The sequence below is a fragment of the Rhizobium sp. CG4 genome, from assembly GCF_023701965.1.
Classification (GTDB): domain Bacteria; phylum Pseudomonadota; class Alphaproteobacteria; order Rhizobiales; family Rhizobiaceae; genus Agrobacterium.
In genome coordinates, this window is sequence record NZ_JABAEG010000002.1 from 645,328 (window position 1) to 658,938 (window position 13,611).

General features: G+C 55.8%; 8 protein-coding genes. 5 read left to right on the forward strand and 3 right to left on the reverse strand.

Annotation, left to right across the window (positions count from 1 at the left end):
• Positions 1 to 2,259 carry a DNA topoisomerase IV subunit A gene (gene parC, locus HGO37_RS08305; protein WP_250982916.1) on the reverse strand — a complete coding sequence of 753 codons (2,259 nt, stop codon included), beginning with the start codon at positions 2,257 to 2,259 and terminating at the stop codon, positions 1 to 3.
• 281 nt (positions 2,260 to 2,540) lie between these two features.
• On the opposite strand from parC, the gene HGO37_RS08310 reads away from it, so the two are divergent.
• Positions 2,541 to 3,728, forward strand: a complete 1,188-nt coding sequence (locus HGO37_RS08310; RefSeq protein WP_192487480.1) for an aq_1923 C-terminal domain — start codon at positions 2,541 to 2,543, stop codon at positions 3,726 to 3,728.
• A 148-nt stretch (positions 3,729 to 3,876) separates the two neighbouring features.
• Here HGO37_RS08310 and HGO37_RS08315 read toward each other — a convergent pair whose 3' ends face one another.
• Together HGO37_RS08315 and aspS are read right to left on the reverse strand one after the other, a co-directional pair.
• Positions 3,877 to 5,994 (reverse strand): methyl-accepting chemotaxis protein, encoded by a 2,118-nt coding sequence (locus HGO37_RS08315; RefSeq protein WP_250982917.1) that lies wholly within the window; start codon positions 5,992 to 5,994, stop codon positions 3,877 to 3,879.
• Positions 5,995 to 6,244: 250 nt separating this feature from the next.
• A complete protein-coding gene (gene aspS, locus HGO37_RS08320) occupies positions 6,245 to 8,035 on the reverse strand; it encodes an aspartate--tRNA ligase (protein ID WP_250982918.1) in 1,791 nt (596 codons plus the stop codon).
• 191 nt (positions 8,036 to 8,226) lie between these two features.
• Here aspS and HGO37_RS08325 point away from each other — a divergent pair, with 191 nt between their 5' ends.
• The 4 genes from HGO37_RS08325 to HGO37_RS08340 all read left to right on the forward strand — a co-directional run bounded on the left by HGO37_RS08325 (position 8,227) and on the right by HGO37_RS08340 (position 13,574).
• Complete coding sequence (locus tag HGO37_RS08325) at positions 8,227 to 9,483, forward strand: MFS transporter (RefSeq protein ID WP_250982919.1); 1,257 nt, start codon at positions 8,227 to 8,229, stop codon at positions 9,481 to 9,483.
• 107 nt (positions 9,484 to 9,590) lie between these two features.
• Entirely contained in the window at positions 9,591 to 10,745 is a 1,155-nt protein-coding gene (rnd, locus tag HGO37_RS08330; protein WP_250982920.1) for a ribonuclease D, read from the forward strand.
• A gap of 289 nt (positions 10,746 to 11,034) precedes the next feature.
• Positions 11,035 to 12,048: an adenylate/guanylate cyclase domain-containing protein gene (locus tag HGO37_RS08335; RefSeq protein WP_250982921.1), complete on the forward strand. Its 1,014-nt coding sequence runs from the start codon at positions 11,035 to 11,037 to the stop codon at positions 12,046 to 12,048.
• A gap of 164 nt (positions 12,049 to 12,212) precedes the next feature.
• Positions 12,213 to 13,574: an esterase-like activity of phytase family protein gene (locus HGO37_RS08340; RefSeq protein WP_250982922.1), complete on the forward strand. Its 1,362-nt coding sequence runs from the start codon at positions 12,213 to 12,215 to the stop codon at positions 13,572 to 13,574.
• Positions 13,575 to 13,611: the final 37 nt, after the last annotated feature.

Here is a 13,611-nt window from a genome sequence, read left to right on the forward strand (position 1 = left end):
TTAGCCGCTGAACTTGCCGCTGCGTGGGAAACCCTTCGGCACGGTGCGGCCGGCGGTTGCGCGGTCGCCCATCCATTCGGTAAGCTCGTCGCCAACCTTGCTGAAGCTGCGCCCTGCGCTGTCTTCCCATGCCAGACCTTCGGCAAAGACAAAACATTTCGCATCGGAAATGCCACCGTCCTTGTAACGCTGCAGGCGAACGCCCTTACCACGTGACATTTCCGGCATCTGTGCCAATGGGAAGGCCAGAAGTTTGCGGTTCTCGCCCACAACTGCAACATAGTCGCTGTTGGCTGGAACCGGCACGACCAGCTTTGTTTCATCCGGCATCGACACATTCATGATCTGCTTGCCCTTACGGGTATTGGCGATCATTTCCGATTCAGCGATGATGAAGCCATTGCCCGCGGTGGATGCCAGCAGCAACTTGCGCGCCGGGTCGTGTACGAAGGCGGTCAGGATGTCCTGATCATTCTCCATATCGACCATGATGCGAACCGGTTCACCGTGACCACGACCACCCGGCAGCTTGTCAGCGCCCAGCGTGTAGGCTTTGCCGCCGGTGGTGACCAGCAACAACTTGTCGGTGGTTTGTGCCGGGAATGCCAGCTTCAAACCATCGCCTTCCTTGAAGGTCAGGGACGACGTGTCGGAAATGTGTCCCTTCAGCGCCCTGATCCAGCCCTTCTCGGAGATAACAACCGTGACAGGTTCTTTCTCGATCATGGACTGATGGATGGCTTCGAGGTCGGCATCCGGTGCATCGGCGAACTGCGTGCGGCGGCGACCGAGTTCGGTTGCCTTGGCGTACTTCTTCTTCACTTCGCCAATTTCAAAAGAAACGACCTGCCACTGTTTGTCGTCAGATGCCAGCAGCGCTTCGATCTCGGCCTTTTCCTTGCTCAGAGCATCGAATTCCGTACGAATTTCGAATTCTTCCAATTTGCGCAAGGAGCGCAAACGCATGTTGAGAATGGCTTCGGCCTGGATATCCGTCAGCCCGAAGCGCTTCATCATGATCGGCTTCGGTTCATCCTCCTCGCGGATGATGCGGATAATCTCATCAATATTGAGATAGGCGATCAGCAAGCCGCCGAGAATTTCCAGACGGCGATCAATGGCAGCCAGACGGAAGCGCGAACGACGGACCAGCACGTCCTTGCGGTGGCTCAGCCATTCCAACAGCACTTCATTCAGTGCCATCACCTTCGGGATTTTGCCGAGCGACAACACGTTCATGTTGAGTGGAATGCGGTTTTCAAGATCGGTGAGCTTGAACAGCGATTCCATCAGCAGTGTTGCGTCAACGGTGCGGTTCTTTGGAACCAGCACGACACGCACGTCTTCCGCCGATTCGTCGCGGATGTCTTCCAGCAATGGAAGTCTGCGGGCAATCAACAGTTCTGCGATCTTTTCAATCAGGCGCGATTTCTGCACCTGATAGGGAATTTCGGTGATGACGATCTGGTAGCCGCCACGGCCAAGATCTTCGACTTCCCACTTTGCGCGAACGCGGAAACCACCACGACCTGTCTTGTAGGCGTCGAGAATGTTTTCGCGGCTTTCCACGATAATGCCACCGGTCGGCAAATCCGGACCTGGCATAAATTCCAGAAGCTTTTCAACGGGCGCATCGGGATGCTTGATCAGATGCAGGGCAGCATCACAAATCTCATGGGCATTGTGCGGCGGGATGGACGTTGCCATGCCCACGGCAATACCGGACGCACCATTTGCCAGAAGGTTGGGAAACGCGCCGGGCATAACGATCGGCTCTTCGTCTTCCTCATTATAGGTCGGACGAAAATCAACCGCGTCCTGGTCGATACCTTCGAGCAACAGCGCCGTGACTTCGGTCATGCGCGCTTCGGTGTAACGCATCGCCGCTGCACCATCGCCATCGATGTTGCCGAAGTTACCCTGACCATCGACCAGCGGATAACGGATCGCAAAATCCTGCGACAGGCGAACCAGCGCATCATAGATCGAGGCGTCGCCGTGCGGATGGAATTTACCCATCACGTCACCAACGATACGTGCGCACTTCTTGAACGCCGAGTTCGGGCGGATGCCCATTTCGCTCATGGCATGCACGATGCGACGGTGCACCGGTTTCAGGCCATCGCGCACATCCGGCAGGGCGCGGTGCATGATGGTCGACAGCGCATAGGCGAGGTAACGCTCTTCGAGCGCAGCCTTGAGATCGACCGGATGAATGTTATCATCTCCGCCAGACGGAGGAACAAGATTTTTTCCCATGCTGCTTGACTAGCCGAAATGCTGATTCCCAGCAAGGAATCCAGGGGCTTTCGCCTGTGGATGACGGGAAGAACAATCGATATTCGGCACATGGAACACAGTCCGCGTTAAAATCGTTGAAGCGCGATGCCCAAATCTGAACAATTCATTAAGGCTGATTGAGAAATGACATTGCTGCCCTCCGTCCGCCAAGAGTTTGGGGAGTGGACAGCATTCCGCAAGCACCTATAAATGCGACGAACGTTAGATTCAAAGCAGACCACAAAAGGGAAGAAACAACCATGAAGACCAATTTCCGGGCGCTTTTGCTTGCCAGTTCAACGGTTCTGGCATTTTCCGGTACGGCTTTCGCGCTCGACGGTAACGACCTTCTGAAGAAGATCAACGAGTCCTATAAGACGCAGGGTGCTGGCCTCACCGCCGATGCAGTCGAAACAAACGGCTCGACGGTTGTTTTCAAGGGCGCCGCGTTCAGCGCGACAACTGTTGGAGAGCAGAAGTTCCCGCTGGGCGACATCACGTTCGAAGATGTTGAAGAGAACAATGGCGGGTACCACGTCGGCACCGCAAAATTCGACGACATCAACTTCACCGAAAAACAAACGACGATTACCGTCACCGACATGTATATGAAGGGCATCACCATTCCTGCTGCGGCCAACGCCGGCTCGATTGATGGCCTGTTGTTCTATGACGAAGCCCACAGCGGTGAAGTCAAGGTCAAGGTTGACGGCAAGGACGTGGTCACTCTCGAAGAGACGACCGCAACCATGAACATCAGCGAAGACAAGAACGAAATCAGCTTTGACATGAGTGCAACCGGCTTCCAGGCCGACCTGAGCGACGTCAAGGACCCTGCCAGCAAGGAAGCGCTGGACAAGCTCGCCATCAAGTCTCTTGCCGGCCAGATGAGCATGGAAGGCACCTGGGAAGTTGCGTCCGGCAAAGTCGACATCAGCGACTACACCCTTGAGCTGGATGATATCGGCAGCCTGAGCCTTGCGTTTGGCTTCTCCGGCTACACACTCGATTTCATCAAGTCGATGCAGGAAACCGTCAAGGCGCAAGCTGAAAACCCGAACAAGGAACAGGCAGATCAGGCCGCTGGCCTTGCGATGCTCGGCCTTGCCCAGCAGCTTAGCTTCGTCAACGCGGAAATCAGCTTCACCGACGACAGCATCAGCAAGCGTGCACTTGATTTTGCGGCCGAAAAGCAGGGCATGACAAGCGACCAGCTTGCCCAGACCATCAAGGGCATGGCGCCGTTGATGATGGCACAGTTGAACCTGCCTGAGCTGCAGAACGCAGTATCAGCCGCAGTCAACGCCTATGTCGACGACCCCAAGAAATTCACGATTTCTGCGGCTCCAGAGAACCCGGTTCCGTTCCCGATGATTATCGGTGCGGCCATGGGTGCGCCAAACACGCTGCCAACCGTTCTTGGCGTGACGGTTTCTGCAAACGACTAAGTTTGACTGCACGGCACGTTGCGCAGTTCAATCTTGCCAACGTGCCCTCGCCTCCAGAAGCGGCAAGTCCCTCTGAAGACAAGCATCAAAAAGCCCCGGTTTTGCCGGGGCTTTTTTTAGATCTAAACTTATGCCGATCCAAGCGTCATCAGGCGACGCGACGAGGTACCGGACGCTCATGCTGATGTGGTGTCTGTTCTTGCAACTGGAACATTTGCAGCAGTTCATTCAGGCGGCCAGCTTCACGTGACAGAACCGCACCGGCTGCATTGTTTTCTTCCACCATGGCGGCGTTGCTCTGCGTTGCCTGATCAAGATGGTTGATGGCGCTGTTGATTTCACCAAGACCGATCGCCTGCTCGCGCGATGCCGCAGCAATGGCGTTGACGTGTTCACGGATATCGACAATCGAACCGCCGATACGTGACAGGGCTTCGCCGGTTTCGCGCACGAAACGCCCGCCTTCGCGCACCTCGCTGCCGGAGTTGTTGATGAGCGCCTTGATCTCACCGGCCGCCTTGCCGGAGCGTTGCGCCAGTTCGCGCACTTCCTGCGCCACGACAGCAAAACCGCGTCCTGCCTCGCCGGCACGCGCCGCCTCAATACCGGCATTAAGCGCCAGAAGGTTGGTCTGGAAGGCAATCTCGTCGATGACAGAGATAATGCTGCCAATCTGCTCGGAGGACCGCTCGATGCGGGAAACCGCCTTAATTGTATCTTCGAGAAGGCGGTTAGTCTGTTCGGCTTCACTGCCAGCCTGTGTGGCGATGTCCTGCGCCTGTGCGGCACGCTGCGCAGACAGGCGCACATTGGCGGTCAACTCATCCAGTGCGGCGGCCGTCTGTTCCAGCGAGGCTGCCTGCTGTTCTGTCCGACGCGCCAGATCGTCGGTGCTCTGGCTGATTTCACGGGCGCCGCCGTCAATCGAATAACCAGCTTCGGCGATGCCGCCCATGGCACCATTCAGCTGTGAAAGGGTCTGGTTGAGATCATGACGCAGCGCCTCGAAATCCTGCGAGAATGGAACCGTCAACTGGAAGGACAGATCACCCTTGGCAAGACGCTGCAGCGCCGATGCCAGCCCCTGCGTCGCTTCCATCAGCCGTGCCTGTGCATGGCTTTCAGCCTCTTCCTGCAGGCGCTTGCGTTCTGCCTCTGAACGGGCGCGTGCATGAGCCGCTTCTTCTTCCAGCTTCTGTTTGCTGATCGCCGCCAGACGGAAAACCTCCAGTGCCTTGGCCATGGCGCCGAATTCATCGCGGCGGCTTAGCCCCGGCACGGGCAGCGAGGTTTGACCATCGGCCAGATTGCGCATCGCATCGGTCATGACAGCGACGGGGCGGCTGATCGACCGTCCGATAAAATAGACGCTGACCAGCAGGCTGAACACGGTTAGCGCAATCAGCCCCGTCACCATGCGGATCGTCCATTGTTCTGCCGCAGCATTGTCGCTGGCATTGCGGGACTTTTCAGCCGTGTAATAGGCCATGACATCGCTGACGAAAGGTTGCATGGCGACGTAAGCGTTATCGACGTCCTTGCGCAGCCCCTGCTCCACAATCGTTGCTTCGGCGTAAAAGCGGAAAGATGCCGTGTAGATATCCAGCGCGTCCATGATGCGTTGACGCTCGGCACCGGGGCGGAACTCCTTCTTCACTTCCGCCTTGAAGGTTTCGACCTCGTCACGGTGCTTCGCCACATAGGCAGGGTCTTGGCGCAGGATAAAATCCTTCTCGTGACGACGCATCATCAACATGCTGGCGCGGATGTTGGAGTTTTCCAGTCCTGACACTAGGTTTTCGATATTGTGTACGGCGCGGCGCATTGCGCCTTCAAGACCATCAGACGGAACCAGCCCCAGCTCGTTGTTTTTGGCAACCAGACTTGCAACTGCGGTGGAATAGATACCAAGCGCATTGGTCAGGCTTTCCAACTTCGAGGTCGCGCCGGTATCGTTGTCAGCGCGCAGCGTCTCGATCCGCGAGCCGGTGTCCTTCACCACTCTATCAAAACGCTCGATAGCGGCCATCTGTTTTGCCAGCAGGAAATCCTTTTCCTCAAGCTGTGCGACGTGCAGGTCCGAGACGATCTCGGAAACGACGATCTGCCGCTCCTCCACCCGCTCTGCTGATTGCTTATAACCGGCCTCAAGGTGACGCTGGAACAGAAACGTGCCGACCACAACCGCCAACCCAAGCAGCGCCACGAGGACCAGAAGAGAAATACGGTGCGATATGCGCAAGGCAACAGGAAAAAAAGCTGGCATAGGGGACCCTTTCGTTACCCTACGGAATCCCCTGCAAAACTTAAGAAATGCCGAAATCAGCGTGACAATCCCGTGAATTTTTTGCGACGCACAAAAGGCAGTTGAATCGAATTTTAAGCGATCAACCCATCATAGTATTTCAGTGACTATTCGGACCTGAGACAGGCTGAAACGCAAAACGGCAGCCCGAGGGCTGCCGTTGCAAATGATCGGTGCGAACCGGGTGACGGTCCGCACATCTTAGACTTAATCAGTCTTTTTTCTGTGTTGGAACAACACGCAGTGCCAATTCGCGCAACTGTGTTGGCGTTGCAGGAGCCGGTGCGTTCATCAAAAGATCCTGTGCCTGCTGGTTCATCGGGAACAGCGTGATTTCACGCAGGTTCTTTGCGCCAACGAGCAGCATGACAACGCGGTCGATACCGAATGCGCAACCGCCGTGTGGAGGTGCACCGTACTGGAACGCGCGGTAAAGGCCACCGAAGCGGTCTTCAACGTCTGCCTGACTCAGGCCAACCTTTTCAAACGCCTTGACCATCAGTTCAGGCGACTGGTTACGGATGGAGCCGGAGGCGATTTCGAAGCCGTTGCAGACTGCGTCATACTGATAAGCCTTGATGGACAGCGGGTCCTGGCCTTCCAATGCTTCCAGACCACCCTGTGGCATGGAGAACGGGTTGTGCGCGAAGTCGATCTTCTTTTCTTCTTCGTTGTATTCGAAGAACGGGAAGTCAACGATCCAGCACATTTCAAAGCGGTCGCGGTCGATCAGGTTCAGTTCTTCAGCAGCACGCGTACGTGCTTCACCAGCGAACTTGTAGAACTTGGCCGGATCACCTGCCACGAAGAAGCAGGCATCACCAGCTTCTAGGCCGAGCTGTACGCGCAGCGCTTCGGTGCGTTCTTCACCAATGTTCTTGGCGAGCGGGCCGGAACCACCAACCTTGCCGTCTTCTTCCTTCCAGAAGATGTAGCCGAGGCCTGGCTGACCCTGAGACTGTGCCCATGCATTCATACGGTCGCAGAATGCTCTGGAGCCGCCGGTCTTTGCCGGGATAGCCCATACCTGAACCTTCGGGTTCGAGGCGATCATGTTTGCGAAGACCTTGAAGCCGGAGCCATCGAAGTGCTCGGTCACGGCTTCCATGACGATCGGGTTACGCAGGTCCGGCTTGTCGGAGCCATATTTGCGGATCGATTCATCGTAAGGAATGCGTGGCCACTGCTTGGTAACTGGCTTGCCTTCGGCAAACTGTTCAAACACCGACGTCATCATCGGCTCCATGGTTTCCCAGACATCTTCCTGGGTCACGAAGCTCATTTCCACGTCGAGCTGGTAGAACTCGCCCGGCAGACGGTCAGCGCGTGGATCTTCATCACGGAAGCAAGGCGCGATCTGGAAGTAGCGGTCGAAACCGGCAACCATCAGAAGCTGCTTGTACTGCTGCGGTGCCTGCGGCAGCGCGAAGAACTTGCCTTCATGGATACGGCTTGGCACGAGGAAGTCGCGTGCACCTTCCGGCGACGATGCCGTGAGGATTGGTGTGGTGTATTCGGCAAAACCAGCCTCAGCCATGCCATTGCGCATGGAGGAGATGATCTGCGTGCGCTTGACGATGCTCTTGTGCAGTGTTTCACGACGAAGATCAATGAAGCGGTACTTCAGGCGCACGTCTTCCGGATATTCAGGTTCACCAAACACCGGCAGCGGCAGTTCCTTGGCAACGCCAAGAACTTCGATTTCCTGCGCGTAGAGTTCGATTTCGCCAGTGGCCATGCCCTTATTGACGGTGTCTTCCGAACGGGCCTTAACCAGACCATCGATACGGATGACCCATTCGCCACGCACGGTTTCAGCGGCTTTGAACGCCGGGCTGTCTGGATCGGCAACAACCTGCGTGATGCCGTAATGGTCACGAAGGTCGATGAACAAGACGCCGCCATGATCTCGCACGCGATGAACCCAACCGGAAAGGCGGACAGTCGCGCCAACGTCGGACTTGCGAAGAGCGGCACAGGTGTGGCTGCGGTAACGATGCATTTTGTTATCCTGAAACATGCTGCGGCCTTGTTGCCGCACGATCAAATTTGGCCGGAAAAGCGCATGGCTCGCCCGATTTGTCAAGGCAAAGCACAAGAATGTCGTGTTCTCGTCTGTCCTTCAAGCCGACATGCCACTAAGACTGTGGAACGTTAGACGCTTTTTTCATTCTCCTGCGATGATTCGTCCCCATGAGCCAGATCCGCCCGCTGATTCCCCTTCTCGCAACTGCCGGCATTCTGATCGGTGGCAATGGTCTGCAAGGCACATTTATTGCGTTGCGCGGTCTCTCTGAGGGCTTTTCACCCAGCACCATCGGCCTGATCAGCGCCGGTTACAGCTTAGGCTTTGCAATCGGCTGCATTTACGTCACCAGCCTGTTGCGAAAAATTGGCCATATCAGGGCCTTCGCGGCCCTTGCTGCGATTTCATCGGCGGCCTCCATTTCTATGGCATTGGTCACGCATCCGCTTTTCTGGCTTGCCATGCGTTTTCTGATCGGCATTGCGGTTGCTGGTCTGTTTGCCATCATTGAAAGCTGGATCAACGCACAGGTCACCAATTCCAACCGCGCACGGGCCCTGTCCATTTACAGGTTGGTCGACCTCGGCTCCGTCACGCTGGCGCAGTACATTATTCCGATGGCCGGCGTTGAAGGACCGACGGTATTTTCGCTGATCGGCATGGCACTGACATTGTCGCTTGTGCCGATTTCACTGGCCGACAAGTCCAACCCTGCCCCGCCCAATGCCATGAAGTTCAACCCGGCCGCCGTCTGGCGTATCTCGCCTTTGGCGGTGGTTGGTTGCGTGGCCGTCGGTCTCAGCATGGCAGCATTTCGAAATATCGGTCCGATCTATGCCGAACAGATCGGCATGTCGGTCACAGCCATCGCGACCTTCATGAGTGCCGGCATTATTGGCGGCGTGGTGCTGCAATATCCGCTGGGTGCCTATTCCGACCGTTATGACCGCCGCATCGTCATTCTCGCCACCACGGCCGGGTCTGTCATCACCGGCCTGTTCCTGGTGTTTTTCGGTGGAACGGACGAATGGACCAATATTATCGGCGTCTTCGTTTTTGGTGCCTTTGCCCTGCCGCTCTATTCGCTGAGCTCGGCACACGGCAATGACCACGCCAAGGAAGGCGAACATGCCATGGTCGCATCCGGGCTGTTGTTCTTCTGGTCCTTAGGCGCAACCGTCGGACCGTTGCTTGCCTCGGTGCTGATCGACATCTATGGGCCTAAGGCTCTATTTATCTATACGGCCGCGGTGCAGATCGTATTCATTATCTACACCATCTACCGCCTTCAGATGCGTCCAGGCGTGCCTGTTGAAGAGCGCAACTGGCGTTTTCGGGCCCTTTTGCGGACCTCGGCCTATTTCAGCAAACTGGCGGCACAGCCACCGAAAAGTCGTGACAAAAACGACAAGGATGCCGTCTGAGTGCTGGAAAACAGCCCCTCAAAGGCTGGGAAATGGCGAGTTTGTATTGACATACGGTGCTCAAAGGGAAAGTAAGACGCATACGTTACAGTACTGGCCAGAAGAACATGATCGAAACGACAGCAGCACTTGCCGACGCCTGCAAGGAACTTGCAAAATCGGACTTCATCACAATCGATACGGAATTTCTGCGAGAGACGACATTCTGGCCTGAATTGTGTCTTGTTCAAATGGCGAGCCCAACACTGGAAGTGCTGGTCGACCCGATGGCGAAAGACATCGACCTTTCGCCGCTGTTCGAACTGATGGCAAACCCTGATGTGGTGAAGGTTTTCCATGCCGCCCGCCAGGACATCGAAATCATCCACCACCTTGGTGGCCTTATTCCACACCCGATCTTCGACACGCAGGTTGCCGCTATGGTGTGCGGTTTCGGCGATTCGATCTCCTACGACCAGCTTGTTCAGAAGATCAAATCCGTTCAGATCGACAAGTCGTCGCGCTTCACCGACTGGAGCCGTCGTCCGCTGTCCGAAAAGCAGCTGGACTATGCGCTGGCCGACGTGACCCATCTGCGCGACGTCTATCTGGCGCTGAAAGCCAAGCTTGAGCGCGAAGGCCGCTCGCTGTGGCTGACCGAGGAAATGAACATCCTCGAGTCGCGCGATACCTATGAGTTGCATCCTGACGATGCATGGTTGCGTCTGAAGTCGCGCCTGCGCAAGCCAACTGAACTTGCCATTCTCAAATTTGTGGCCGCATGGCGTGAGCGTGAAGCGCGCAGCCGCAATGTGCCGCGTTCGCGCGTTCTGAAAGACGATGCGATTTTCGAGATTGCCCAGCAACAGCCCAAGGATAGCGAGGCATTGTCGCGCCTGCGCACCATTCCAAAGGGTTGGGAGCGCTCGTCGTCGGGCACCGCCATCATCGAAACCGTTAACGCCGCTCTTGCCCTGCCGAAGACCGAGATGCCACAAGCGCCACGTCACAGCCACTCTCCGGAAGGCTCAGGAGCCGCCGTTGAACTCCTCAAGGTTCTGTTGAAACTGACGGCAGACAAGCACGGCGTCGCTGCCAAGATCATCGCCAACAGCGATGACCTCGACAGGATTGCCTCAGAAGGTGAAAAGGCCCAGGTTGCCGCTCTCTCGGGCTGGCGCAAGGAACTGTTCGGTGATGTGGCATTGAAGCTCATCAATGGCGGTGTTGCCCTGCGTTTTGCAGGCAAGAAGGTTGAGGCAGTCGAACTGCCGACTGAATAATATAGACTGTCTCCTCGTCGCCCTTTTGCCATCCGGCCTCTGAGGAGACCGGATTTAAAGGCGCGAGCCATTTCCAGTAAACGGGTTAAACGTCTTGTCGTCATTGCCCAACCGGCCAAGATGGCCAGCTAAACGTGCAATCCGGCAACAGTGAAAAAGCGTTTGAAACACCTTTCCAAATCGTCACTTTTGGCAAATCGATTTCCACATTAAAGTCTCGGTTGCAGTCTAGGCAGCCAACGCGCCGACCTCGACGGCGGCTGCAATTCATCGAAAGTATCGGAACCATATGCGAAAGCTCCTTTTAATGCTGGACTACCTGCTGCTGTTTTTGGCAGTTGCCGGCAGCGGCGTCGCATATGCCTTTCTGGAATATGGTGGCGGTCCGTTCATCGGCGCGACCTATGCACTCTTTGCCTGTGCGCCTATTCTTGCCTTTGAGCGCGGCTACATCCTGCCCCGGCTTTCGCACCGCATCAGTTTCCTGCCAACGCCGGCATACATAGCAATAGGCCTGATCGTCTACGCGGTTCTGGTTTTCTGCGGATTTGCCGTGGGAGGAACATTGCTTTGGGCAACCGGCATTTTGAAAGTTGACTGGCAACGCGCGGTTCATGCCGAACCGCAGACGTTGATTTTCACAGGCATCGTTTGCAGCATCATCGTCTTCGTGATGCGGGTGAGAGAACTGCTCGGCCGCGACATTTTTACGGATCTGCTATTGGGCCGTTATCGCCGTCCAGTGCGTGAAGAGCGCGTTTTCATCTTTATCGACCTTGTTGGCTCCACGACATTTGCCGAAACCCATGGCGATATGAAAGCGCAGGAATTCCTACGCGAGATCTTCGCCACCTATGCCGCACCCGTGCGCCGTCATAACGGGGCGATTGATGACTACATCGGCGATGCCGCCATCATCACATGGCCGTTTCAGGATGCCATCAAGAAGTCAGCCTGCATCAAATGTGTCTTCGACATTCTGGCCGCTATCGAAAAACGGCAGGACTTCTGGATGAAGACCTTCGGCGTCATGCCAAAGCTGCGCTTTGCCCTGCATGGCGGTCCTGTCATCACGGCTGAAATCGGTGTCGACCATCACAAGATCACCTATTTCGGAGACACGGTGAATACCACCGCCCGCCTTGAATCCCTCAGCAAGATGCTTGGCCACCCGATCCTGATCTCGTCCGATCTCATTCACCGCCTTTTGCTGCCCAAGGGCATCAAAAGCGAGTATCTGGGCGAACATGCCGTGAAGGGTCGTGGCCAGACACTGGGTGTCTGCTCGTTGGTGAAGTCATAAATTTATTAAAAGAACCAGCAGCTTACTAAAAGTGCCCGATTTGGCGATGATAACGTAGCCATCATAAAACTTTCACCAAAGCTTCAATCACCCATCACCTCAGTTTCACAAACTCTGCGTACCCGACACAGCATAGTTTTAGTGCAAACCGACAGGTGAATTTAATGACCAAAACACTTCTTGCTTCTGTTGCTATTTTTGCGATCTCCGGTTTCTCGGCAATTGCCGCCGAAAAAGAATTCCCTGCCAAGCTCGTTTCGCATGCCATTCTGCCTGCCAACACCATTATCCCAGCACCGGCAGATGCGCCTGAACATCTCAAGACATCTGCCAAGTTCACGACAGCAGATCGCAAGCGCGCTGAAGGTCTTGGCACGGTTCCGGGCATGGACGGCGTGCGGCCAACCGGCCTTTCCATGCCGTTCAACGGTCAGGCCATGCAGGGTTTTTCCGGCATCAAGGCGATGGAAGATGGCACCTTCTGGAGCCTTTCCGACAATGGTTTCGGTTCGAAGATCAACTCCAGCGATTCCATGCTTATGTTGCACCACCTTTCCTTCGATTGGGATGCAGGCAAGGTGAATGCGCTTGGAACCGTGTTCCTGTCCGACCCGGACAGAAAGACTCCCTTCCCAATCGTCATGGAAGGTTCCGACAAGCGTTACCTGACCGGCGCTGATTTTGACATTGAGTCCATCCAGCCTGTTGCAGACGGTTTCTGGATTGGTGAAGAATTCGGACCTTATATCCAGAAATTCACCCGTGACGGCAAGCTGACCGATGTCATCGCCACCAAGGCTAGCGACATCGATGTGAAGTCGCCTGATCATCCCACCCTGACCATGCCGGGCAACCCGACACAGAAAATGCCTGCTTTCAACCTGAAGCGTTCAGGCGGTTATGAAGGCATGGCCATGTCCAAGGACGGTTCCAAGCTATACGGCATGCTGGAAGGCCCACTCTACACCGCTGATGGCCAGGTGGAAAAAACCGAAGACGGAGCAACCGGCCTTCGTATCATCGAGTTGGATGTTGCCTCGAAGTCCTGGACAGGCCGCACATGGCTTTACCCGCTGGCCGAAGGTGGCGAAGCGATCGGCGACTTCAACATGCTCGACGAAACCACCGCTTTGGTCATCGAACGTGACAATGGTGCCGGTACTGCCGACAAGGCCTGCGCCGACCCGAAGAAGCCTGAGACCAACTGCTTTGCCGTTCCGTCAAAGGTCAAGCGCATCTACAAAATCGAGTTCAACGATACCAATGTTGGCAAGGCTGCCCGCAAGATCGGTTACATCGACCTGCTGAAGATTTCCGACCCGGACAACAAGAAGCGTCAGGGTGGCGGCGAAGGTTTCTATGACATGCCGTTCGTTACCATCGAGAATGTTGACCGCGTTGACGCGACACACATCATCGTTGGCAATGACAACAACCTGCCCTTCTCGGCCGGTCGTGCACTCGACAAGGCAGACGACAATGAATTCGTTCTGCTTGAGGTCAAAGACCTGCTGGATGCCAAGTAACTAAGACAAACAGAAGCGCTGCCGGGATATCGGCAGC